The sequence below is a fragment of the Fuerstiella sp. genome (genome assembly GCA_022447225.1).
GTDB lineage: Bacteria > Planctomycetota > Planctomycetia > Planctomycetales > Planctomycetaceae > S139-18.
Map to the genome: position 1 here is coordinate 1 of JAKVAZ010000023.1, position 21,761 is coordinate 21,761.

Annotated in this window: 19 protein-coding genes and 2 tRNA genes; 11 read left to right on the forward strand and 10 right to left on the reverse strand. The window is 54.0% G+C overall.

Annotated elements, in window-relative coordinates:
* Nucleotides 1–321, forward strand: a 321-nt coding sequence (locus MK110_19365; protein ID MCH2213464.1) for a PQQ-like beta-propeller repeat protein, incomplete at its 5' end; no start/stop codon positions are given.
* 85 nt (nucleotides 322–406) lie between these two features.
* Nucleotides 407–1,108: a VTT domain-containing protein gene (locus MK110_19370; GenBank protein ID MCH2213465.1), complete on the forward strand. Its 702-nt coding sequence runs from the start codon at nucleotides 407–409 to the stop codon at nucleotides 1,106–1,108.
* A gap of 240 nt (nucleotides 1,109–1,348) precedes the next feature.
* Here MK110_19370 and MK110_19375 read toward each other — a convergent pair whose 3' ends face one another.
* Both MK110_19375 and MK110_19380 read right to left on the reverse strand, forming a co-directional pair.
* Entirely contained in the window at nucleotides 1,349–2,512 is a 1,164-nt protein-coding gene (locus MK110_19375; GenBank protein MCH2213466.1) for a flippase-like domain-containing protein, read from the reverse strand.
* A gap of 160 nt (nucleotides 2,513–2,672) precedes the next feature.
* Nucleotides 2,673–3,437 (reverse strand): 3',5'-cyclic-nucleotide phosphodiesterase, encoded by a 765-nt coding sequence (locus tag MK110_19380; GenBank protein MCH2213467.1) that lies wholly within the window; start codon nucleotides 3,435–3,437, stop codon nucleotides 2,673–2,675.
* A gap of 926 nt (nucleotides 3,438–4,363) precedes the next feature.
* On the opposite strand from MK110_19380, the gene MK110_19385 reads away from it, so the two are divergent.
* Together MK110_19385 and MK110_19390 are read left to right on the forward strand one after the other, a co-directional pair.
* The gene (locus MK110_19385) at nucleotides 4,364–5,650 is read left to right on the forward strand and encodes a glycosyltransferase family 4 protein (protein MCH2213468.1); all 1,287 of its coding nucleotides are present in this window, start codon (nucleotides 4,364–4,366) and stop codon (nucleotides 5,648–5,650) included.
* Nucleotides 5,651–5,797: 147 nt separating this feature from the next.
* Nucleotides 5,798–6,406 carry a methionine-R-sulfoxide reductase gene (locus MK110_19390; protein ID MCH2213469.1) on the forward strand — a complete coding sequence of 203 codons (609 nt, stop codon included), beginning with the start codon at nucleotides 5,798–5,800 and terminating at the stop codon, nucleotides 6,404–6,406.
* Between the two features lie 3 nt (nucleotides 6,407–6,409).
* Here the strand turns inward: MK110_19390 and MK110_19395 are convergent, their stop codons facing one another.
* Entirely contained in the window at nucleotides 6,410–7,237 is an 828-nt protein-coding gene (locus MK110_19395) for a biotin--[acetyl-CoA-carboxylase] ligase (GenBank protein ID MCH2213470.1), read from the reverse strand.
* Between the two features lie 282 nt (nucleotides 7,238–7,519).
* Here MK110_19395 and MK110_19400 point away from each other — a divergent pair, with 282 nt between their 5' ends.
* Both MK110_19400 and MK110_19405 read left to right on the forward strand, forming a co-directional pair.
* Nucleotides 7,520–8,797: a hypothetical protein gene (locus MK110_19400; protein ID MCH2213471.1), complete on the forward strand. Its 1,278-nt coding sequence runs from the start codon at nucleotides 7,520–7,522 to the stop codon at nucleotides 8,795–8,797.
* Nucleotides 8,798–9,006: 209 nt separating this feature from the next.
* Nucleotides 9,007–9,079 (forward strand) — tRNA-Thr (locus MK110_19405).
* A 22-nt stretch (nucleotides 9,080–9,101) separates the two neighbouring features.
* On the opposite strand, the gene MK110_19410 is transcribed toward MK110_19405, so the two are convergent.
* From MK110_19410 to MK110_19430, 5 genes are all read right to left on the reverse strand, one after another.
* The gene (locus tag MK110_19410) at nucleotides 9,102–9,404 is read right to left on the reverse strand and encodes a hypothetical protein (protein ID MCH2213472.1); all 303 of its coding nucleotides are present in this window, start codon (nucleotides 9,402–9,404) and stop codon (nucleotides 9,102–9,104) included.
* Between the two features lie 78 nt (nucleotides 9,405–9,482).
* Nucleotides 9,483–10,526 (reverse strand): hypothetical protein, encoded by a 1,044-nt coding sequence (locus tag MK110_19415; protein MCH2213473.1) that lies wholly within the window; start codon nucleotides 10,524–10,526, stop codon nucleotides 9,483–9,485.
* 202 nt (nucleotides 10,527–10,728) lie between these two features.
* A complete protein-coding gene (locus MK110_19420) occupies nucleotides 10,729–11,262 on the reverse strand; it encodes a hypothetical protein (protein MCH2213474.1) in 534 nt (177 codons plus the stop codon).
* A gap of 391 nt (nucleotides 11,263–11,653) precedes the next feature.
* Nucleotides 11,654–12,514, reverse strand: a complete 861-nt coding sequence (locus tag MK110_19425; protein ID MCH2213475.1) for a ribonuclease H-like domain-containing protein — start codon at nucleotides 12,512–12,514, stop codon at nucleotides 11,654–11,656.
* The gene (locus tag MK110_19430) at nucleotides 12,511–14,979 is read right to left on the reverse strand and encodes a DEAD/DEAH box helicase (protein MCH2213476.1); all 2,469 of its coding nucleotides are present in this window, start codon (nucleotides 14,977–14,979) and stop codon (nucleotides 12,511–12,513) included. Before MK110_19430 ends, MK110_19425 begins: the two co-directional genes overlap by 4 nt.
* Nucleotides 14,980–16,205: 1,226 nt before the next feature.
* On the opposite strand from MK110_19430, the gene zigA reads away from it, so the two are divergent.
* The 5 genes from zigA to MK110_19455 all read left to right on the forward strand — a co-directional run bounded on the left by zigA (nucleotide 16,206) and on the right by MK110_19455 (nucleotide 20,769).
* Complete coding sequence (zigA, locus tag MK110_19435; GenBank protein ID MCH2213477.1) at nucleotides 16,206–17,474, forward strand: zinc metallochaperone GTPase ZigA; 1,269 nt, start codon at nucleotides 16,206–16,208, stop codon at nucleotides 17,472–17,474.
* Nucleotides 17,471–18,601 (forward strand): NAD(P)-binding domain-containing protein, encoded by a 1,131-nt coding sequence (locus tag MK110_19440; GenBank protein MCH2213478.1) that lies wholly within the window; start codon nucleotides 17,471–17,473, stop codon nucleotides 18,599–18,601. Before zigA ends, MK110_19440 begins: the two co-directional genes overlap by 4 nt.
* Nucleotides 18,595–18,870, forward strand: coding sequence for a hypothetical protein (locus tag MK110_19445; GenBank protein MCH2213479.1), 276 nt, complete (start codon nucleotides 18,595–18,597; stop codon nucleotides 18,868–18,870). The genes MK110_19440 and MK110_19445 overlap by 7 nt, the downstream gene beginning before the upstream one ends.
* A 100-nt stretch (nucleotides 18,871–18,970) precedes the next feature.
* Nucleotides 18,971–19,528 carry a hypothetical protein gene (locus tag MK110_19450; protein ID MCH2213480.1) on the forward strand — a complete coding sequence of 186 codons (558 nt, stop codon included), beginning with the start codon at nucleotides 18,971–18,973 and terminating at the stop codon, nucleotides 19,526–19,528.
* Entirely contained in the window at nucleotides 19,525–20,769 is a 1,245-nt protein-coding gene (locus MK110_19455; GenBank protein ID MCH2213481.1) for a GTP-binding protein, read from the forward strand. The genes MK110_19450 and MK110_19455 overlap by 4 nt, the downstream gene beginning before the upstream one ends.
* Nucleotides 20,770–20,829: 60 nt before the next feature.
* Here MK110_19455 and MK110_19460 read toward each other — a convergent pair.
* Together MK110_19460 and MK110_19465 are read right to left on the reverse strand one after the other, a co-directional pair.
* Nucleotides 20,830–20,900 (reverse strand) — tRNA-Gly (locus MK110_19460).
* Nucleotides 20,901–21,066: 166 nt separating this feature from the next.
* Nucleotides 21,067–21,303, reverse strand: a complete 237-nt coding sequence (locus MK110_19465) for a hypothetical protein (protein MCH2213482.1) — start codon at nucleotides 21,301–21,303, stop codon at nucleotides 21,067–21,069.
* Nucleotides 21,304–21,761: the final 458 nt, after the last annotated feature.

Genomic DNA, 21,761 nt, shown 5'->3' on the forward strand with positions numbered 1-21,761 from the left:
ATGGTCCACATCAATGGCCATGTCTACGGGTCCAGCAGCAATATTCTGACGTGCATTGAACTCAGGACCGGCAAACCAACGTGGCGCCAAAGAGATTTGAAAGGATCGGTGGTTTATGCTGATGGTAAGATCGTCTTCCGTCACGAAAACGGCACCGTAGTCCTGCTGGAAGCCAATTCAATGGCGTACCGTGAACTCGGTCGATTCGAGCAACCTGATCGCAGCGCCAATCGGGCCTGGGCACATCCCGTGATTGTCGATGGTCAACTGTTCCTGCGTGACCAGGACAAATTGCTGGTTTACGACCTTAAGGGCAGTTGATGTGGTTCTTCTGGAGTGATTTCTAATGATTGTGGGAACCGCAAACGTACAGCAACCGCCCGCAAACCGCATCATGAGTCGTTGAATGCTTAGGTTGCCCGCGGATCATTACCGAAGAATGGTGGCGCCGGGATTGCTGATTCTGCTGTCATTTGCAGCGGCAGGGTCCTGGCTGAGCGACGGCATTGTTTACCAACTTGTGCGCCAGGATCTCAGCGCCACCGAACGCATCGGCACGCTCAAATTGTTTTTTGCCGGTTTCGGGATATGGGCGCCCCTTGTGTACCTGGCGATGGTGACCGTTGAAGTGATCGTTGCCCCGCTGCCGGGACTCATGCTTTATGCTCCGGGTGGCATACTGTTTGGCCCGTTGATTGGCGGTTCCCTGGCTCTGGCGGGCAACATCATCGGTGCCGGAATTGCGTGCCGGATTACTCGATCACTGGGTGGCAACCGGCTGGACCGGTTGTTTTCACAAGAGCAGCTAAGACGTCTGCATACCGCGGTCGAAAAACGCGGCCCGTGGCTGATATTTCTACTGCGAGTCAATCCGTTGACGTCTTCCGATATTGTTTCCTACGCGGCCGGACTGACTCGAATACCGGTCTGGAAAGTGATGCTGGCAACCGGTACGGCGATGACACCGCTGTGCTTTGGTCAGGCATGGCTGGCCAGGGGACTGCTCGACGCGTTTCCTCAACTCGTCTATCCACTCATCGCCTGCTGCATTGTTTATCTCGTTGTATGTTTTCTGGTGGTTCGCAGGATAATGAGACAGACAGCCTGAAGTTCCACCGTATACCGGACTTTTTCCGAGATCTCCGTGTGGTACCGTTCGGCGACCGGGTTGTCGATGTTGCTACCGGTCCTGGTCACGACTGTGATGTCACACGACTGTGTTAACAGGATGCCGAAGATAAGAACATGTCCGTTGGCGGGAGAATCTGCCGTTTGGGGCTTCGATGATGTTCACCTGCATCCGGATCAATCGCCTACGGCCTCCTGTTTCCGGGTGGTTTTTGAAAACTTACGGGCCGGTTGATGTTGCGGAGGTTGACGCTCTGGTTGAATCACGGTCGAGAGACGGCGAATCTCTTTGTTCCGCCTGTGTCCGGATCTCTGCGAGCCTGACTCCGGCGCGGACAAAATAAAGCATTCCCACAGCCGTGACCGGTATCCACTGGGCCATGTGATAGTAGATGGATGCTGCAAACACGGCCTGCATCTGAGGCTGGTCAACGAAGAGTTTCAGTACCAGGACGAAGCAAACCTGGATCACTCCAAAGTACCCCGGGGTGGAGGGCACGGTCACTCCGACGGCCACAACTCCGAGTACGATAGCGGCAACCAGAGGAGAAACGTGAATCCCGAATGCCCAGAGTGCCAGAAAGATCATGAACCCGTTTAAAGCCCATTGAAGATACGACGTCAGCAGGATCCCGATCAGCAGTCGGACGCTGCGGAGGGAGGCGAGTCCGGTTGCTCCTGCCTCCAGGATTCCAGAGATTTTTCGACTCAGATGTTCGGGAACAAACCATCCGGTGACACGTTCCACTGCAGCCACAAACGGAACGGTCCAGGTTAGATAAATCGCTGCACCGGCGAGTCCCGCACAGACGGCTCCGGCAAACACCCAAGCGCTGATAACAACGGAACGATCGATCCGGGAAACGTCAACGAAGAGCATTCCGGCAGCAAGAAAGCTTAAAATCGCAATGATGTCAAAGATTCGTTCCAGTGCGATACTCGAAAAAACTCCGGTTTTTGGCACTCGGTGCTGTCTTGCGAACACGAACATTCGTACGAATTCACCCAGATGAGCCGGCAGCACGTTGTTAAATGCGAAACCAATCATCACTGATGGAAGTAGATCGGAAACCGTACGAAACCGCCCTATGGGTTCCAGCAGCATCTTCCAGCGCCAGGCCTTCACCACATAAAACAGGGCAAGAGCTGTAAAAATGAGTGGCAACGATCGGTAGTCCGCTTTGCTGAAAGCGTCAGCGATTTCAGCAAAGACCTGCGTCCAGGATTTTGGCTGATCCGGATCCGGACCCTGCCGCATATTTTCCATTGCCCACCACAGGCACAACGCTGTAAAACAAGCGCCAAGCGTCAGATTAAATAGCTTTGTGCGGTACCAGGTTTTCTTTGGATTGCTCACTGTTTCTCCGAACGGGATCGGCTGCATTCTACGACTGCCGTATTCACTGGATACGATAAACACTCCTGGAATTAGCGGGCAAATTTGCAGAACCATCTGTTCCGGGACATCGAACCCGGTTCATTTCGATCATCCGTTGATGATCACAATTCCGCTGCGGGGGATCGATCGTTTATTCTGAATCTGCTCAAAACCTGTATTCGTGTCCCGGCACACCGATTTCGATATCGGAGCGACCCAGAGAACGGAGTTCTCCGGCAATTGTGTCAAAGTGACCGGGTTTGAGGTGACAGGCGATAATTCGGGGACCTTCCGGTAACTGCCGGATTTCTGATGCAAACAACTCCGGGCACAGGTGACCGGATTTTTCGGCCAGCCAGCGATGAGAGTCGGGAAAGCTGGCTTCCAGGAAAACGGCTTTCAGATTGGGTGTTTCCGACAGGACTTTCCACATGCGTTTCGTCGGCCCGGTATCGGAGACAAAGGCCACGGCACACTCGCGGTCACTGAGGACGAATCCCAGACTTGGAACAATGTGATTCAGCAGCACGGGCCTGACACTTAAATCCGATGCGGTGACCGTCACTTCAGGGACCAGTAACCTGAGGTCCAGAAACGGAGACTGTTCTGTCGATAACCTGAAGAAATCGGGCCACAATCGATCGTTAAATACATCGTTACGAAGGCTCTGCTGAGTCGCCTCGTCAGCATAAACGATCGGGCATTCCACACCTTCCTGGTAGACATTATCCAGAAACAGTGGAACTGTGGCGATGTGGTCCATGTGGCTGTGTGACAGAAAGACGTGATGAATCTGCCGTTGACGTTCCAGCGGCCATAACAATCCCAGTGTTCCCGCATCAATCGCGATGGTGTCGTTGACGACTGCTCCGATACAAAACTGCCGTGCGACAGGTTCGCTCACGGTAGATGGCAGAAGTTCAACCTTCATTTCGAACTCTCGATTCGCAACACGCAGGTTTCCGGTTGATGCGTTTGTCGCGTTCAAGGCAGCAGAAAATCATCCGCTGTTTCGTGGACATGATCATTGTAATACCGGAGTGTATTGTCGTTTGTAAGTGATTGTGTATGGCAGCGGACAGAAAAATTCCCTGAGGTCTCCCTGGTTAATCAGTTCCGTTTGTGCTGAATCGTGTGAAACCGGGGTTCGTTTGGAGCAGGCGTGTCAGATGATACTGATCATTCCTGAAAATGTTGAGATCGGTACCTGGTACATTATTTGGCATCGAGAAAATTGCTGTTCCTGCATCATTTTGGCTGAGTCTGGTCAGTGACTTGCTCACAAACACCGTTTTCACAGCGATCGACAGTTTCGTCATCAGAGAAACCTCTCCTTGTCAGGTCTGCGCACACAACACGAACGGAACAAATGAATTGCACAACCAAGAGACTCATCTATGAATAAAAAACGAGGTAACAGCGGGTGCCATTCAGCAAAACCAAACGCGTTGGGGAAGAGTATTGTGTCATTATCTTTTTGAGCATAAAACCGGAATCGGTGGAGATCGTGCCTGAAGTGTGATCCTTCGTTTGTGATCTCTGAAACTGAAGACAATTCGTTCGTCGTGTTCGACTTTCCCATTGGGAGCCGGACCTTATATATTAGCTGCAGGTGTGATGCTGAGTCCCGCTTCAAACGGGAAACTCCGTGTCGAATCAACTGTGTTGCAGGTTGAAATGTCGTCAGGAGAGTTTCAGCAGGATTTCCTGCCACTTGAATATCTGAGTGCAGCACCAGGTCAGGCAGATTAATCCTGTTTGACAGAAGTCACTGCTGAGGTTCAAAGCAGATGCTCAATGACCGGACCAGTCGGTTGGATCGGTGTGATTCGTGCGGAATCCAGGTAATAACGGTTCATGAAAATCGCGATGATCACGGCTGGCGGGGCCGGCATGTTTTGCGGCTCCTGTATGCAGGACAACACTCTGGCGCGCGCTTTACGCGATGTCGGACACGAAGTGACCCTGGTCCCCACCTACACACCTATCAAAGTTGATGAAGAAAACGTCAGTGTCGATCGGGTATTCCTGGGGGGAATCAATGTGTATCTGGACTCCGTGGTGCCTGGCTGGTCGCGACTGCCGAGGTTTCTGAAGAGCTGGCTCGACCGTCCGCATATTCTTCGGTTGCTCATACGAAGCGGCAGTTCGACTGATGCTGCCCGGCTGGGACCGTTGACCGTTGACATGCTCAGGGGAGTTCACGGACCTCAACGAGATGAAATTCATCAATTAATGACCTGGCTGGTTGAAGACCTGAAACCGGATCTGATCCTGTTCAGCAATGCACTTTTGTCAGGAATCGTGCCCGCACTCAGACAACGTTTTCACGGGCGAATCGTTTGTTTGCTGCAGGGCGATGACATTTTTCTGGATGCGCTTCCGGATCGCTGGCGGCAAACTTCGATCGATCTGGTCCGCGATAACAGTCAGCATTTTGATCGTCTGATCACTCATAGTCGATGGTATGTCCGGCACCTGGCTGACTCCATTGGACTCGATCCCGACCGGTTTCTGCAAATTCCTTTAAGCATCGACTGCGAGCAGCCTGGAACGGCTGATGAGAAGTTCAACGACTCAGGACCAAAGACAATCGGTTACTTCGCTCGAATCTGTCCCGAGAAAGGTGTCGATAATTTTCTGAACGCAGCCCAACAGATCGCGACATCGGACGACTCGCTGCAATTCAGGATTGCAGGATATCTGCCGGAACTTCACCGCCGTTGGTTTCAAACCAGACTTGAGGAAGTACAGCACGTTGTTGGATCAGATCGACTGCAGTGGCTGGGCAGTCCGCAGACCCGTGAAGATAAATTCCGTCTGCTGAGCTCCTATGATCTGCTGTGTGTACCCGCTGACTATCGGGAGCCCAAGGCCATTTTTATGCTGGAGGCCGCCCTGGCCGGCGTGCCGTCGCTCGTGCCTGACCACGGTGCATTTCCCGAACGAATTCGGGAGCTGGGCCGTGGCTGGACCTATCCGGCAACTTCAGCGACCGCTTTGGCCCCGGCGATTCAGCACGCCGTTGGTCAGCTGGACTCTGAGACTTCAAAACATTTGTGCCGAACTGTGCGTCAGAAATTCGCAGCCACCGTCACCGGCCCTGTTATCAGTCAGGTGCTGGAACAAATCGCTGCGTCATAAAATAAAGACGACACAATTCACCGGGGCGAATGTCGCAGACGACCGGTTTTAGCGTATCGCTATCGAATCCCGTGAGTTGATTGGTTACAAATGACTCCTGAGGCAAGCGGATTGCCGGATTCACCTGGATCATTTTGAGACTGATTGATGCGAATAACCAAACTGGGATTGATAGCCTGTCTGGGACTTGGCGGATGCGCGGAGCTGTCTGTCGATGAACCGAATCGAGCAGCAGCACCTGCAGCTGCAGACGAAGTACCGGCTGTCGGTCCGTCTGCTGACACTGAGGACGAAATAACAACGAACGAATCCGTATCCGAAAAGGAAGAACCTGTGACCACCGACACAACACCGACGCAGTACAATGAACTGAACGAATTTGAGCAGTACGTGATACTGAACAAAGGCACGGAACGGGCGTTCACCGGTGAATACACGGACCTGGAGGACAAGGGGACGTATTTATGCCGACGCTGCAACGCCGCTTTGTACAAATCGGACCACAAGTTCCACAGCAACTGTGGCTGGCCGGCCTTTGATGATGAAATTGAGGGAGCGGTGACGCGACTGGCTGATGCTGACGGAATGCGTACCGAGATACTCTGTACGAACTGCGGCGGACATCTGGGACATGTCTTCGCGGGTGAACGGCTGACCGAAAATAACATTCGTCACTGTGTGAATTCAGTTTCGATGAATTTTGTCTCGGCTGGTGAACCATTGCCGGAACCTGTGATTGCCGGATCTGCCAAATAAAGCCTATGTGAATTCGACCACAGTTCCGGCACGAATTTCACGGATGGTTCCTTCCACGTTCAACAGTATCGCTCCGTCGTCCGCGATTCCGGTGCATCGTCCGGTTAGAGTTTCCGTGGGAGTCTGAATTGTTGTCTGACTGCCGGTCAGTCGGTTGAACTGCGCGGCTTCACGGGCAATCTCCACCGGATTTTGTTTCAGGCGATCCAGTACACTTTGAAGTTTCCCGAGTAGTTGGATCAGCGTGTCGGTGAGATCATGGCTTTGTCCGGTCTGGTCAAAGACCGAGGTGGCCCGGAGTCGAACGTCATCCGGAGCTGTGGCCGTTGAGTTATTCACGTTCAGGCCGATCCCAATCACAAAGATGCTTCCCGAGTCGGTTGAGTGCTGTTCGCTAAGGATTCCGCTGACCTTTTGATCGCTAATCAGTACATCATTGGGCCACTTGGTGGTCACGGTGTGGCCCGGCAGCAGGTCTGCGACCACTGATCGAACGGCCAGACCGGCCGCCAGTGCTACCAGAGGACGAGATTCGGGAGCCGGACCGTGTTGATCCACATCCAGCACTACCGAACAGGTGAGCGATCCCGCGGATGACCACCAGCGATGACGGCCACGCCCGCGCCCGGTTGTTTGCTGGTCTGTAAGAATCAGGGCAGGACACCGTGGATGCAGTTCGTCTCGCAATTCCAGCGCCAACGTATTGGTTGACTCCAGCGCGGGGTGATATTCCACGTATTCAATGAAGGTACGGGCCAGAATGTGTGCGGGTTCAAAAAAACTCATTGATGCTCGATTGTGGATATCACGAATTCCCTGAACAATTCTCACTGAATGTGATCCGTTCGGCAAATGTGAATTCTTACTGTGAGTGGTACGCAGGTACGGAGACTATGAAGCAAACCAGCACGGAATATGACGAATGAGCCGTCCGGTTCAGAGACGGAACCTCGCGGCCTTTGTGACAGATCCTTCTGCGAATTTCGATTTCATCAACTCTGCCGTTGTTCGAACAGACGATGAAAAAGAAGAACGGGATCCGAAAGTGCCGTCTGTAGAACAATGGAACCGGAAAATTGACTTCTGCAGGGCGGGATCGTCCGGAGCGGCTGAATGTTGTTTCCTCTGACAGATCGATGCTCACGTGCCGGCTGGGCGTTGACCAGCATACTGTGCATGTTGCTGTTGCTGCAGAGTGCCCGTGGCCAGCGCCGGAAAAACGCGGCTGAACTCAGCCCGGTTCTGCTGGAATATGCAGTGACCCCCGACGAACTTCTGGCGCTGGACGGACACATCGGGACGATTGTGACGAAGAACGGGACCACATATGAGGATGCGCAGATCGAAGAAGTTCGCCTGGATCGCAGTGGAAGATTTCTATCGTCCGTGAAACTACTGTTACCTGAACGCAAACGTTCACGCCGTGTGCAAATGAAAAATCTGGCGAGACTCACCGTGGAGGAGTCCGTGTATGAACCGGAATATGTGAGCAGGTTACGCCGGTACCTGTTGATCGATGTTCAGCAGCGGGACACGGCTGCGTTGCGGCGACTGCGTCAGACCGGGAATCGATTTTGGGAACCGTTAACTTCCGAACAGATGCAAGCCTGTGTTGATGAGGAGCTCGAATTTCTGAAGACCGTCCGTCAGCGATTTTCCGCACTGAACATGCAGCTGTACCAGACTGAGTATTTCCTGTTTCTGACAGACATCCCTGACAGACAGGTCCGTCCCTATCTGGTTCAGCTGGATAAAATGAATGAGTCTCTTGGTAAGTCGTTTGGATTTGAAAAAGGACACAATGTTTGGCGCGGCAAAGCGGTGATTGTTGCGTTCATGCAGGAATCTTCATTTCATACATTCGAACGTCAGGTTCTGAAGAACGAAGATGTGGCGGGGGCTCAGGGAATCTGTCATTCCTATCCGAACGGGCGAGTTGTGGTGGGGTGCGTGCGCGGCAGTTCGCCGTCGTTTTTTGGAATTGTCCTGGTGCACGAGACGGCTCACGGGTACGTGCACCGTTACAGGTCCACGGCCCGCGTGACGTCGTGGGTGAACGAGGGAATTGCAGACTGGATTGCCGGCATGACGGTTCGATCCTCGCGTGCGGTCAGAGAACGCCAGACAACAGCGGCAGCACGCATCCGAATGACCCGCACTCTGGGCGGTTTTTTTGAAAGGGAACCGATCGAAGAATGGCAGTATGGTCTGGCCAGTTCAATGATTGGTCTGCTGGCAACACGGGACACAGATCAGTTTCAGCGATTCTTCAACGACATCAAGAATGGTTACACGTGGCAGAAAAGTCTGAAGAGGCACTATGACATGTCTCCGGAAGAACTGGCCACCGCCTACGGACGCAGAATTGGTGTGGCATCGCTGAAACCATGATGTTTCCGAAACGGAATTGACACAGCTGTTTATGTGGAGGAGCTGATGTTGACGGATCAACATCCAGGATCGATATGTCCATGGTAATCAATCGGACAGCAGGAATCCCGACTTCCGGAGTGGTAATCAGTCACTCGATCGCTGGTCTTGCATTTGCGGGTCCTGACAAGCATACTTTTGCCGCGCAGAACGTAACAGAATGCGCAAAAGCCGCCGTAGCTCAGTTGGCAGAGCGAAGCTTTCGTAAAGCTTAGGTCGTGAGTTCAAGTCTCACCGGTGGCTCTGCGTTTTTACAGGTCAACGCTCATCCGGCCCGTTCGTTTGGCTCAGGTGTCACCTCAGAACGCGATTTTGCGGTTCGCAAAGCCTGCAGCGTCCGCTTTGCATAGACCCCAACGTAAAACGGCTCGGTCGTGATGACGCTGGCATGTCGCATCAGGTCTCGCAGGACCATTGGCTCCACAATGCGTGCCCAACAGTCGTCAAATGATCGACGCAAATCGTGAGCTGAAGCGTACACCGGCACCAATTCGTCAGTGCCTCTTTTGGGTCGCATATCCACCTTAACGCCGGCCTTCCGGCCGATAGCCACAATCCAGTCTGACACCCTATCGACACGCCTGCTGGTCTGTCCGGGGCGTCAGACCTCGCAGCCTGCTGGATAGAACGCACGCGGTGCCGGGTTTTATTCCCATCCATACCATGACCCGCCGACCCGGTACGGACCCTTCGATCTGAAATACAGTGGCGGGATTTGCTCGGCGGGACTTTTTCCAGCTAACTCGAGAACAATCCCCATCGGTGCGGGACCAAAATCCCGCTGTTGCAGACGACCATTGTAGGCATTCCCGCCCCAGCGCGACGACCGCGCGATCAGATTGAATGAAACAAACTTTTCAGTCTTCAGATCGTAAACCGCCTGACCCTCAAGCTCGGCATCGACCCCCCGTTTTTGAAGTTTCGGAATTCCCGGTCCCGGTGCGTTCCATTTCCCTTCAATGTGGACACCGTCGTGAACTTCCGACGTCCGCGTCCGGCCCTTGAAATGCAATGAGACGAGGTCTCCTTTCACATCGATCACCTCGGCCGATAACTCCGCACGCTCGACCGCCTCTTTTGGATAGGATGTCGTGTGGCCCCGGACAAGATCGACAAAGTAGAAGCAGGCCAGCCTTTCCACGATGTCTCGCGGAACCTCGTGTGTGTCACCTTTGATCGGCTGCGCCGGCACGAAAGCACGCGCCTCGTCTTTGCGAAACCACGCATAATCGAGGTTGTACGCGTTCCTGTCCGGTAAGTTGTCCGGTGTGGCACTCCGGGGCAGGTCTCGACAGATCGAACTCAACACGAGACCGTCGTGAGGATACCCGCTTTTCTCTTCAGCAACGGCCAACTCGGCCACGGCCGTGGCGAACTCAGACTTGCTCATGAGTCGGTCGGCTGATGAAAGTGTTGCCCATTTCTCCAGACCCTGGCGCATGTGTTCTTCGACTTTCCGAGGGTCATGGATTGCTTCATGAGACCCGGACAACAACAACCCATTGGGCGTCGCCACAAAGACGCCCTGCTTTGGTCGACCAGCACTGATCTTTCGGACGAGGTGGCTTTCGAAACTGTTGCCGGCCCCCAGATTCTTCCCCTCCGAATCAAGCTCATCGGCCGCAGAGACAAACAGCGTGGACAATTCCTGCAACGTGGGATCGGTCCAGACTAACTGTCTGGAGCTCACACCATTGCCTCATGTGCAGCCAAGCGGATGACCGTTCATCAGGAAGATCATCACCGGCTTGTCGTTCTTCTGAGCGTCTACGATACCATGCAGGACGGATGTGCGCCACGCAATCCTGCAATACGACTGCTCACCTGAATTGGGAAGGACCTGTGCGCGGCACTGCGCGTGCTCGGCAGACAACTGCGGTAGTGCATTGCTGTCAGCGCTCAGACCGATGCTGGTTGCCAACAGCGAGACTGTGGCAATGGTTCCGAAAACGAACTTCTTCATCGATGTCTCCATGCCGTATTTTGGAAGGCACTCTGCCTGATGGACGTCTCGTATTGTATCGTCGCGACGCCGCTTTTAGTAATTGAGATGTGGAATAAGTCAATTTGAACCACGACTGCGGATTGGATATTAACGCAGTATCGGTCAAAAATTCTGAAAATACACCAATCCTGGGTACAGCCGCGATGATCGCAAATCTTCGTGTGAATTGTTCACTGTTTGGTCGGCAGACAAAGTTGACGGGTTCCCACGCAATCAGCATGGCCACGACAACGCGCAGTCCCGCAAGATCAGGATTGTCGGCAGGTGGGTTGTGAAACAACTGGGTAAACGCTAACGCCTGATAACTGTCGAAACCAAGGATCCCTACACGAACCGGTTTGGCTGCCTGGCCGGAATCTGCGGTCAGAATTGAACCGATAATGATCACAGCAGTAAGTCGGAAGAGTGTTTGTCGTTGCATCAATGGCATTCCTTTGGGTGTGTTAGTCCATCGAAATTGAGGCGATCGTGTGTTCAACAATTTTCGAGTGCTCGCACCGAGTATACGGAACCTGAAGAAGCCGTTCTTTGGAGATCTGCTTGAATTAAATCGTGTGGATTGTGATGGGTGACCGGCAGTGCGTCTGTTCGATTCGCGACAATGAACAATCACACAATGAAACAACGCGGCCGGCCGAGGCCTGACACCGACGACATCAAGATCCGTTTTGCGAGGTCAGGTTGCTCTTTGGCCAACTCCTCGCAGACGCCTTCGACTGGTCAGGCTTTAACGATCCGACTTTGCATCCCGAAGATGCTGTCGCGTCTTCTTCGCAATGATGCTGACCAACAGCGGCCACCTATCCGGCGACCTAGCGGCGTATTCTGAGTTTGGAGGGGCTGGCCGAGCCAAACAGACTGGCCGTGAGTGCCGTGCGATCGATTGCCGTGTGGCCGGTAACGGGTTCTTCTGCTGCCGGCAGATGCGACCACAATTCCTCCTGGTTGTAGCGTTCGACGTTGCCCAGATGCTGAGCCAGAATGATGAGCGCCAGTACATCGGCCGAACAATATCGAATCAGGTGCTGGCGGGCCGATGAATCTTTGCGATCACGCCAGGCAGACCACAATGCAACGGCCAGTTCTCCGTCGGTGTTCATCAGGTCACTCGGCCGCGCCATCTGAAGGTGTCGTTCGATTTCCTTCAGACCACCCGTCATTCCCGCGTGATAGCACGGCCACCGCAAATCAAGATGCGGACACGGAAGACCGGGAATGTGAAAAGCGTCCAGCACCCGGGGAACATCAAAACCCGCCCCGTTAAATGAGGCCAGCAGTGAGATGTCGTCGAGCAGATCCAGGAACTCGTCAAGATTTTCGTGTTCAACGAACGTATGCAGCTGATCCTGATGCCAGCAAACGATGACGGTAATCGCAGCGTCGATTCCAAGTCCGGTGGTTTCGATGTCGAAGAACGATGTTTGATCGAAGAACTCTGCCAGAATCCGCCATTTGTCCTGTGGGCACAACCTGTCCGTGAAATAGCCAATGTTCTGCTGGTCCAGTGCTTCCAGCGAACGGCGGGCTTCTTCCAGAAGATTCGATCTGATGCCCTGAGGGATCTTTGCCGAGTGCTCAATCACGTCGTGCCATGAGCAAATGCCGACGTTGTGAAGCTGATCCAGTTTACTGGGGCCGATTCCTCGGCAGTGTCTCAGCGATTCTGTAATCAATGGATTCGTGTCCGTTTGGATCTCAGAATTCGGCTTGCGTTGGCCAGTCGATTCGTGAGTTTTTCGTGTTCTTCGTCCGGTTCAGGCGGAATGATGCCCGGACGTGCGTCAATGCTGACTTGCGACACCTGCGGCAGATCGATCTTACCCGTGAGCAGCACCGTGATCAGGCTGGATGTACAGGCCACAGCTGCGTTGGATTCCACCAGAAGATCTTCGAGGTCCGTATCGGTCACGCCTGGCGGCAGAGCCGTCACACAGGCAGGGCATCCGGCCGTGCAGTCACAATCGTTGATGATCGTGTGGCACAGCTGCAGAGCTTGGGCAAAAATCTCGAACACCTTCTCTGCATAGCCAACCCCGCCTTCGATGGTGTCATAAAGATACAGGGCACTCTTCCAGTCGTTTTTTTCCAGTTCAACGAGTGAGACGTCGGTTTCGATGTTCTGTTTGTCGCACAGGCACAACGCAGGAACCGTCAGCCGCAGCAGGTAGCTCAGGCCGTACAGTGCTGCACCGATATGACGCTTGTCGACCTGTTCGACTTCACGGCACCATTCCACCGGCGGACGCAGTGCGAATCCGGCCGTATCGTAGATGAAGGGGTCGAGCGTGATCGGACCATAGCCGATGTTTTCCAGTGACCGTTCCCGAATTTTCTTATACAGCTTTGGCTGGCGGTTGACGTTGACGGAACCAAATTCCAGTCCGGCTCCATTGAGTTCGTAGGCGTCGAGTGATTCCGTGATCGTCACGCGGCTTTCCCAGACACATTCGGTGTAGTAGTCAACATTGACCGGATCCACGCGGCACAGTTTTTTGTCCAGGTCCAGTTCCATGGACATATAGCGACGACCAAGGTGCTGGTAGATTGCATCCTTGTAGAGAGTGCCGCGTGCTCCGATGGGGTCGATTTCGCCGATGACTTCGGTACCGCAATAAATGTCAATGTTGTAATCCGTCATTCCCCGAAGGTTGACGCCTTTGGCGGGATAGTCGCGAAGCGCATAGCGCAAATTGCCGTGGTACTCTTTAAGACTTCCGTCCTCCCTCAGGACTTCCAGAGCTGCCGGATATGCCGGTTCGGGAAACACGGTCTCTTCTTCCCGCAACGGATGCTCGTGTGCTGCACAGGGCAAATGCTGCAGCAAAATATAGGGATTGTCGGCGTTGAGCCACGCACGTTCGATGGGAGCCGACTGCAGGAATTCCGGATGATTGACGAAGTACTGATCGATTGGCGTATCACGAGCGGCGTAGACGATCAGGGCCTGTGATCCGCGTCGTCCGACACGGCCCGCCTGCTGCCAGAAGCTTGCCATGGAACCGGGATGGCCACTCAGGATGCACAGGTCAAGATCACCGATGTCGATCCCCAGCTCCAGCGCGTTGGTGCTGATGATGGTCGTGACTCGACCAGCAGCCAGGTCTCGTTCCAGCTTGCGGCGTTCACTGGGCAAAAGGCCGCCACGATAAGGTTTGACCTTTTCCCGAAGTTCACCATGTCCGTCCACCACCGCGCGACACAGTCGTTCGACCTGTTGACGTGAGCGGCAAAAGCAAATCGTGCGGACACCCAGCTTTGTCGCTTTGCGAATCAAAGGAATGCTGACTGACGCGGGGCCTTTGCGATACAGTGCGTGCCCCTGGCTTTCGACCACGGGCGGGTTGATCAGATACAGATCCCGCTGTGGTCGCGGGGCCCCGTCACGGTCGATCACATGAAACGGACGCTGAAACAGCGCCTCTACATGCTCACGTGGATTTTCAATGGTTGCTGACGAACACACAAATGTTGGATGACTGCCGTGCATTTCGCAGGCACGCACAAGCCGCCGCATAACATTGGCTACATGTGACCCAAACGCACCGCGATATGTGTGGACTTCGTCGACGACGACGTAACGCAGACGCGACAGAAATGTTCGCCAGCGCCGATTGTGATTGGGCAGGATCCCGGAATGCAGCATATCCGGGTTGGTGATCATAAAGTCTGCCTGCGACTGAATCCTCGCACGTTCCTCACGCGGGGTGTCACCGTCGAAGGTGCCAAGGCAAGGTTGTGCACCCGCCGCTTCCAGCAGCCGGCCCAGCGTGCCTTCCTGGTCTCGGGACAGAGCCTTGGTTGGATACAGCAACGCAACACCAAAGGGCGCATCGGCCTGCAGAAATTCATGCAGGATTGGCAGCAGGAACGACAACGTTTTGCCGCTGGCCGTCCGTGAAACCAGGACTGTGTCCTGATCTCTGCGAATCGATTCGAACGCCTCACTTTGGTGTGAGTACAGCCGTGTCAGACCACTTGAGTTCAACGCCGTGACCAGCTTGGGATTCAGCCGGTCGGGAAAGTTTTCGAACTCACCTTCACTGCTCTGCAGAACCGTGTGCGATGCGATCTGTGGAGCAAACCGACCTTCCATGAATTCGACAAAAGTCGCCATTGGCGACGAGTCGGAACTTGCCATCACCAGCATCCGTTCGAGTGTCGCGTCGAGGCAGAACAGTCTGAACGATTGTTCAGGTCAGAACGCCGTGTCCTGCGGGGGACATTTATAAAGTATCAGGAACTTTTGTTCCAGGTGGGTTGAAACTCCGTGTTTGGCCGTTTGAGGACGGTCGACGGGGAGCATCACCAAAGCTGCTGAAGGGAATCGAACCCTCATCTCAGTTTGGGAAGACGTCCCGCAGCTTTTTTCGCGGGGCTCAAAAAACACTCGAAACCCCGATAAACCCAGTCTGTTGTTATCTTTCTTTCACTCTAATACCGCGCACTCCGTGACACTCAAATACAACCGTGATTACCCCAAATTTGGTAGTCGGTAGCTGACGTGTCAGGGGCTTACTTTCCCTGAAGCCAAAAAAGATTAACGAGCCGGGGAAATTTCGCCATTATTTTCAGTGGTTCTGTGGCCAACAGGCTCTGCCGTAAACCGAACGGAAACACAAGGCCTTCCCCGATGAAACTTTCCCCCCCCCCGGGAGTAGCTGTAATTGCTTAGCGTGTATCTGATGGTTCCGTGCTGGCCCAGTATCCGTGTTGGTAACTCCGGCAACGCGGGCCCGGACGGATTAACGTTCGAGCATGGTATTGCCGGCTCCTCATCTCCCGGCGGTGATGACAGCTAACATAAAGATTTCAGTAGCACCTTTGACCTGGCGATGATCCCCGGTCCCGACATGCGACTGCCGGCCCTCCCCGCGATTTGGAGCTTCGGGATGTTATCAGTGGCTCAGCCGAGTCTGGCGGTGATCAAATTTGATCGCCTGTGATCAATCCCTCAGTCCGCATCGTTTGGTGCTTTTTTCGTTGATGGCGGTCGCAACAAATTTTGAAACGTCAAATATCCGGGGCCGTATACAGTTTATACGATCAACGTTTTTCCTGGCCGGAGTGGCTTACTTCGTGCCGACGCCGCAGTTTTGAATAGCCCTGACGTGGTGTGCAGTCGTTGCCATCGTTTACTGCAACCTCGCCGCAGGTCGTGAGTAGACGTCCGGATAGAACGCTCTGTCGCAAAATAACCCCAATCCTTTATTGCAATTTAATTGCAGGAGCATCACACTTGCAAAAATAAGGGTGCGAAGCAGGCCTGCCGTTACTGTCCGCCGATCAGCACAGCTGATTGCGGCTTTGTCGTTCGTCGCGTTTGTTATACGCACTTCAATCACAGTAGGAAATGCGGAGTTTTTCATGCAGATCGAAGAACTGCCATCAAAGCAATCCCGCTTGCCTGTCACGGTACTTAGCGGTTTTCTGGGTGCCGGCAAGACGACACTTTTGAATCATATTCTTGCCAACCGTGAGAGCATGCGGGTGGCCGTCATCGTAAATGATATGAGTGAGGTCAACATTGACGCTGTGCTGGTCCGCGACGGCGGTGCCGATCTGTCTCGAACGGATGAGCAACTTGTCGAGATGACCAACGGCTGCATTTGCTGCACGCTGCGTGAGGACCTGCTGGTTGAAGTTTCCCGACTGGCTCGTGAGGGCCGTTTCGATTACCTGCTGATCGAATCAACAGGAATCAGCGAACCATTGCCTGTTGCCGAGACGTTTACATTTGAAGACGAAGAAGGAAACAGCCTGTCTCACCTGGCCAAACTGGACACTATGGTGACCGTCCTTGACGCCGGAAATTTTATGAAGGATTTCGGATCGTGGGATGATCTCACTGATCGACAAATGGGACTCAGCGAAGAAGACGATCGCAACATCGTTGATTTGCTGGTCGACCAGGTGGAGTTCGCTGATGTGATCGTGATTAACAAAACCGATTTGGTCACAAGGTACGAACTGGAACAACTCAATCAGATCGTTCGCCGACTCAATTCTAAAGCACACGTTCTGCACGCAACCGAAAGTTGCGTGCCGTTGAAAGAAATCCTTGGCACAGGACGTTTTCAGCTGGAACAGGCGGAGGAAATGCCAGATTGGCTGGCCGTTCCACGAGGCCAGGAGGAAACGGAGACGGAAGAGTTCGGAATCTCCAGTTTTGTTTACCGTCGCGACCGCCCTTTCCATCCACAGCGACTGTCAGATGAAATCCGGAACGACTGGGATGACGGTGTGTTTTCGGGAGTGTTGCGGAGCAAGGGGTTGATGTGGGTTGCCTCACGTCACGACTACGCTTTTGATTGGTCACAGGCGGGGTGTTCGATCCGTATGGATCCGGCTGGAACCTGGTGGGCCTCAACTCCTGACGACGAATGGCCTGCCGCCGAAGAAGAGATCGCGGAGATTCGTTCCGGATTTCTGGGTGAATATGGCGATCGTCACCAGGAGTTGGTGTTTATTGGACAGGGGCTCGATCAGGAACGCATCGAAGACGTCCTTGACCAGTGTTTGCTGACGGATGTTGAATACGAGCAGGGTCCTGAAGCCTGGTCTGACTTTCAGGATCCTTTGCTGCCGGTCGAAGCTGGAACTGCGGAAATCGAAACCGGGGAGATCGGTCGATGACGGCTTCCGCTGACAACCCTGCTTACGATGTCGTCGTCGTTGGTGGCGGTGCTGCAGGTGTAGGAGTTTCGATTGCCCTGAAGCATGCAGGCATTGAAAATTACCTTGTGCTGGAACGGGATACTGTTGGAGCATCATTTGCCGCATGGCCTGCGGAAACCTGTTTCATCACACCGTCGTTCCCGAGCAATTCGATCGGCATTCTTGATCTGAATTCCATCGCGATTGGTGTTTCCCCCGGGTACAGCCTGGAAGTGGAACACCCGACGGGCAAAGAGTATGCCGCGCATCTGCGGGGAGTCGCAAACTTCTTTGAATTGCCGGTTTGTGAGAGAACCAACGTCAAACGCATCGTGAAATTCGGTGACGAATTTCATATCACGACAGGGGGCGACATCCTGCAGGCGAAACATGTCATTTGGGCTGCCGGCGAATTTCAATACCCACGTCTCAGCGGGTTCGTGGGCAGCAATCTGTGCCGACATACGGCCACAATTGTCAGCTATGAGGAACTTGAGGGCGATGACTTTATCGTTGCCGGCGGCTACGAGAGTGGTGTTGACGCTGCCTGCAACCTGTCCTGTTGCGATAAGCGAGTTCGATTGTTTGACAATGGTTGTCCGTGGAAAGACCGAAGCTCCGATCCCAGTATTGCGCTGTCTCCTTATTCACTCGAACGGATGGACCAGGAATGGTTTGCGGAGTTCGTGGAGTTGTTTCCCAATACCTCTGTGACTTCTGTTACTCAAACCGACCACGGCTATGAGGTCAGGGTGCAGGACGGACGGACGTTTCACACTAAAGTTCCCCCGCTCTTTGCCGGAGGATTCGAAGGAAGTCACAAACTGGTTGCGGACCTGTTTGAGAAACGAGATGACAGTTACCCGTTGCTGAATGAGCACGATGAGTCGACCATCACGCCGGGAATATTTCTTTGTGGTCCGGCCGTTCGCCATGACAAACAGGTGTTTTGTTTCATCTACAAGTATCGACAACGTTTCGCCGTGGTTGCCAAAGCAATTGCCACTTCGCTGGGACTGCCTGCTGAGGAACTGGAAGGATATCGGCAATGGGGCATGTACCTCGATGACCTCTCCTGCTGTGGTGAGGAGTGCGAGGCATGCTGACGGGAAATGACGAAGCACTCATTGTATCAACACACGCGACGCATCAGAACAAGGCTTCCGGAGCGACAGGCGCGCCCCACGAGGGAAGAAGCTGGCTGTCACGAGCGATACGAGTTGAGTGGATTGGCCAAATGGCAGCCAGCCTGTGCTGGATCGCCAGCGTATTGAGTTACGGCGTCAGCTCTGCTGGTGACTGGCTGCAGTTGGCAGCAGCGTGCTCCTGGTTGTTGGCAAACACCGCGTCACTTGTGGCTGCTGAGGACGACTGAAGTGGCGGTACGACAACAGGTCACGGGAACTGCGAGAAAAACTCGCGCAGGTCAGGGTTGGTGTATGCCCCGGACTGTTCGCAACTTCGGTCTGGAATTGATGTCACAACAGCTGTGGTGCTGGGGAAGAGACATTGAGAATTCCGATGGCAATCTGTTGATGCAGTACGGTTTTGGGCGACATCGCTATTGCGGCAATTCGGATATGTCCACATGTTATCGACTTGACGACGGCGCACTCCATGTCTGCATGTGGGGTTTCGGAATCTTCTTCGGAAGACGTGACCTCGGCGGCCTTTATCTTGGCCGCTTCGATTTCTGTCCGAAGTGGGCTCCTGTCGAATCGCTTTCACTGGCGATTCACAGTGCCGCTGATCTTCCAAATTTCGTCAGGCCGCGAGGCAGAGTACAGTGGCAGGTTGCCCGAAAACTTTGGAAGTCACTGTGTCAATGGATCGCCGGCTATGAGCAGTGGGTGCGTGCTACTGAAGGTGTTCGGTATCGCAGGGAATGCGTCGAGTCCTGGATGCGGCCGTTTGTCCGTGCTGACCGAATGGCGTCGGCATGGCATTTTCTCAGCCGACGCAACTGGGAACGCGATAAACAGCCGGTGTCACAGACACTCAGAAAGTACACGATCCCGGCGGTGGCGCGTTGAAACGACTCCCTGTAACTGTACTTTCCGGCTTCCTTGGAGCAGGCAAGACGACGCTCCTGAACCATGTGCTGGCGAATCGGGAAGGCTTGCGCGTTGCCGTTATTGTTAATGACATGAGCGAGGTCAACATTGACGCTCAACTCATCATTGGTGGGAATGCGGCCTTGAGTCGCACCGAAGAAAAACTGGTGGAGATGACGAATGGCTGCATCTGCTGCACCCTGCGAGAAGACCTCCTTGCTGAAGTTGCGGCGCTAGCGACAGAAGGCCGTTTCGATTACCTGTTGATCGAATCCACCGGCATCAGCGAACCAGCTCCCGTTGCGGATACGTTTACCTTTGCCATTCAGGAAGGCCAGGAGCTGTCGGATCTTGCGGATCTGGACACCATGGTCACTGTCGTCGACGCGGCCAATTTCCTGAATGATCTTCGCGTTGGTAAAGACCTGCAGAGCGTCGGACAGGCGGCGGACGACGACGATCAACGAACGGTTGCCGATTTGCTGACCGAGCAGGTTGAGTTTGCAAACGTGATTGTTCTGAACAAGATCGACATGCTTGATGAAGAGAGGCTGGCGACTATCGAAGCCTACATCGAGCAACTCAATCCCTATGCGTTAAAGCTGCGTGCGTCATTCGGTCAGGTTGAACCATCGCGGATCATCGGAACCGGGCGGTTTGATTTCGAAATCGCAAAACAAAGCAAGGGTTGGCAGCTGACACTACGTGATGACGGGGCCAGCGAAGTCGAAGAGTACGGCGTCAGTAGTTTCGTTTATCGGGACAGACGTCCTTTTCATCCGCAGCGATTGTACGATCGTCTGTATCGAAAGTGGGACGGTGTATTGCGGAGCAAAGGGTTCTTCTGGCTCGCAAGTCGACTGGACAAAATCGGCGTCTGGTCGCAGGCCGGGTGCGTGGCCCGACTGGATTTCGGGGGATTTTGGTGGGCCGCTATTCCGCCCGAACACTGGCCGGACTCTCCGTCATTTAAGACTGAGCTGGGTCCTAAATGGCATCCCGAAGTTGGAGACTGCCGACAGGAGTTAGTCTTTATTGGCATTGGGCTCGATGAGAACGCCATCACCAGGTCGCTCCAGGAATGCTTGCTCACAGATGAGGAACGTTCAGCAGGTATTGAGACATGGCTCCGGCTTCCTGACCCGTTTCCTCCGTGGGATGTCAGCATGGCTGAAGCTCTTTCGGCAGCCTCCCATACCAATACACTGCTGTTCCGATAGGCAACATACCCCGAAGAGCAGGTTTCCCTAACACCAGGAATGCCAACGTGTTTTGCCCAAAGCGGCTGAAGGGAATCGAACCCTCATCTCAAGCTTGGGAAGCTGGCGTGTTGCCACTACACCACAGCCGCAAAATCACTGGATCACCAGCGTTTACTCAGTGTATTACGGCGTTCTGAGTGTTGCAATCGGTTGCACTGGTGAACACTGATTTACACCCGTTTTCAGGCCGAAGTGGTGAGTAGATCCGTCCTCGTGGCTGCGTTTGCCATTCATACTATGGTGGTCATTGGTGGCCTATGAGATCAGTAAACAGAATTCCACTTCCATGCCGTCGTCGAAGGACATGTCGCTGTCTGTACCGCCACCGCCGCCCATGGTGGACTGATCGCCCAGCGACTGGGTGCCGCTGCCTAATGCACCGCCTGCGAACGTAGCCTGATCATCCAGGCTCTGTGGACCCTGATCCTCACCACCGCCAGCTCCGGCGATGCTGGGCTGATCGCCCAGACTTTTGTCAGGATCGTTGGCCATGCTCTCGCTCGACTTGCGTAACTTGGGAAACGCGGCTGATCATCTCATCGTGCTGCACTATCCCGCATCCAGAGACGCGTTTCAACCAGCAGCTGCTGTTAGCGATTGGGCAGTCTTATCGTTTACCGGCAGCCACAGAACGGCGTTGGCGTGATCGACAACGGCGATCACCGGGCGTCGTAGCGGACCTGACCTTCGCCCCAATCGCCTAGTGCGGATCCGCATGCTAGCCGGAGTGGTAAAGGCGAAGCTTACAAGCCCTTACGGGTTCGATAGTGTTCCGCTGCCACGCACAGTAAAGTCATCGCGTAATCGCACTCTGAAACCAAATTCCGCATTTTAGCTCTCAGCACATGGCCAAGAAAAAAGCTGCTCCGAAGAAAAAGAAAGCGGCAACTAAAAAGAACGTCAGCTTTGAAGAATCGCTGTGGGATTCGGCCAATCGGCTGCGAGGCAGC

Bases quoted from the DNA above. Each gene is read 5' to 3' on its own strand.
- MK110_19370 (MCH2213465.1), top strand. From the start codon at position 407: ATGCTTAGGTTGCCCGCGGATCATTACCGAAGAATGGTGGCGCCGGGA.
- MK110_19375 (MCH2213466.1), bottom strand. From the start codon at position 2,512: ATGCAGCCGATCCCGTTCGGAGAAACAGTGAGCAATCCAAAGAAAACC.
- MK110_19380 (MCH2213467.1), bottom strand. From the start codon at position 3,437: ATGAAGGTTGAACTTCTGCCATCTACCGTGAGCGAACCTGTCGCACGG.
- MK110_19385 (MCH2213468.1), top strand. From the start codon at position 4,364: ATGAAAATCGCGATGATCACGGCTGGCGGGGCCGGCATGTTTTGCGGC.
- MK110_19390 (MCH2213469.1), top strand. From the start codon at position 5,798: ATGCGAATAACCAAACTGGGATTGATAGCCTGTCTGGGACTTGGCGGA.
- MK110_19400 (MCH2213471.1), top strand. From the start codon at position 7,520: ATGTTGTTTCCTCTGACAGATCGATGCTCACGTGCCGGCTGGGCGTTG.
- MK110_19420 (MCH2213474.1), bottom strand. From the start codon at position 11,262: ATGCAACGACAAACACTCTTCCGACTTACTGCTGTGATCATTATCGGT.
- MK110_19430 (MCH2213476.1), bottom strand. From the start codon at position 14,979: ATGGCAAGTTCCGACTCGTCGCCAATGGCGACTTTTGTCGAATTCATG.
- zigA (MCH2213477.1), top strand. From the start codon at position 16,206: ATGCAGATCGAAGAACTGCCATCAAAGCAATCCCGCTTGCCTGTCACG.
- MK110_19440 (MCH2213478.1), top strand. From the start codon at position 17,471: ATGACGGCTTCCGCTGACAACCCTGCTTACGATGTCGTCGTCGTTGGT.
- MK110_19445 (MCH2213479.1), top strand. From the start codon at position 18,595: ATGCTGACGGGAAATGACGAAGCACTCATTGTATCAACACACGCGACG.
- MK110_19450 (MCH2213480.1), top strand. From the start codon at position 18,971: ATGTCACAACAGCTGTGGTGCTGGGGAAGAGACATTGAGAATTCCGAT.
- MK110_19465 (MCH2213482.1), bottom strand. From the start codon at position 21,303: ATGGCCAACGATCCTGACAAAAGTCTGGGCGATCAGCCCAGCATCGCC.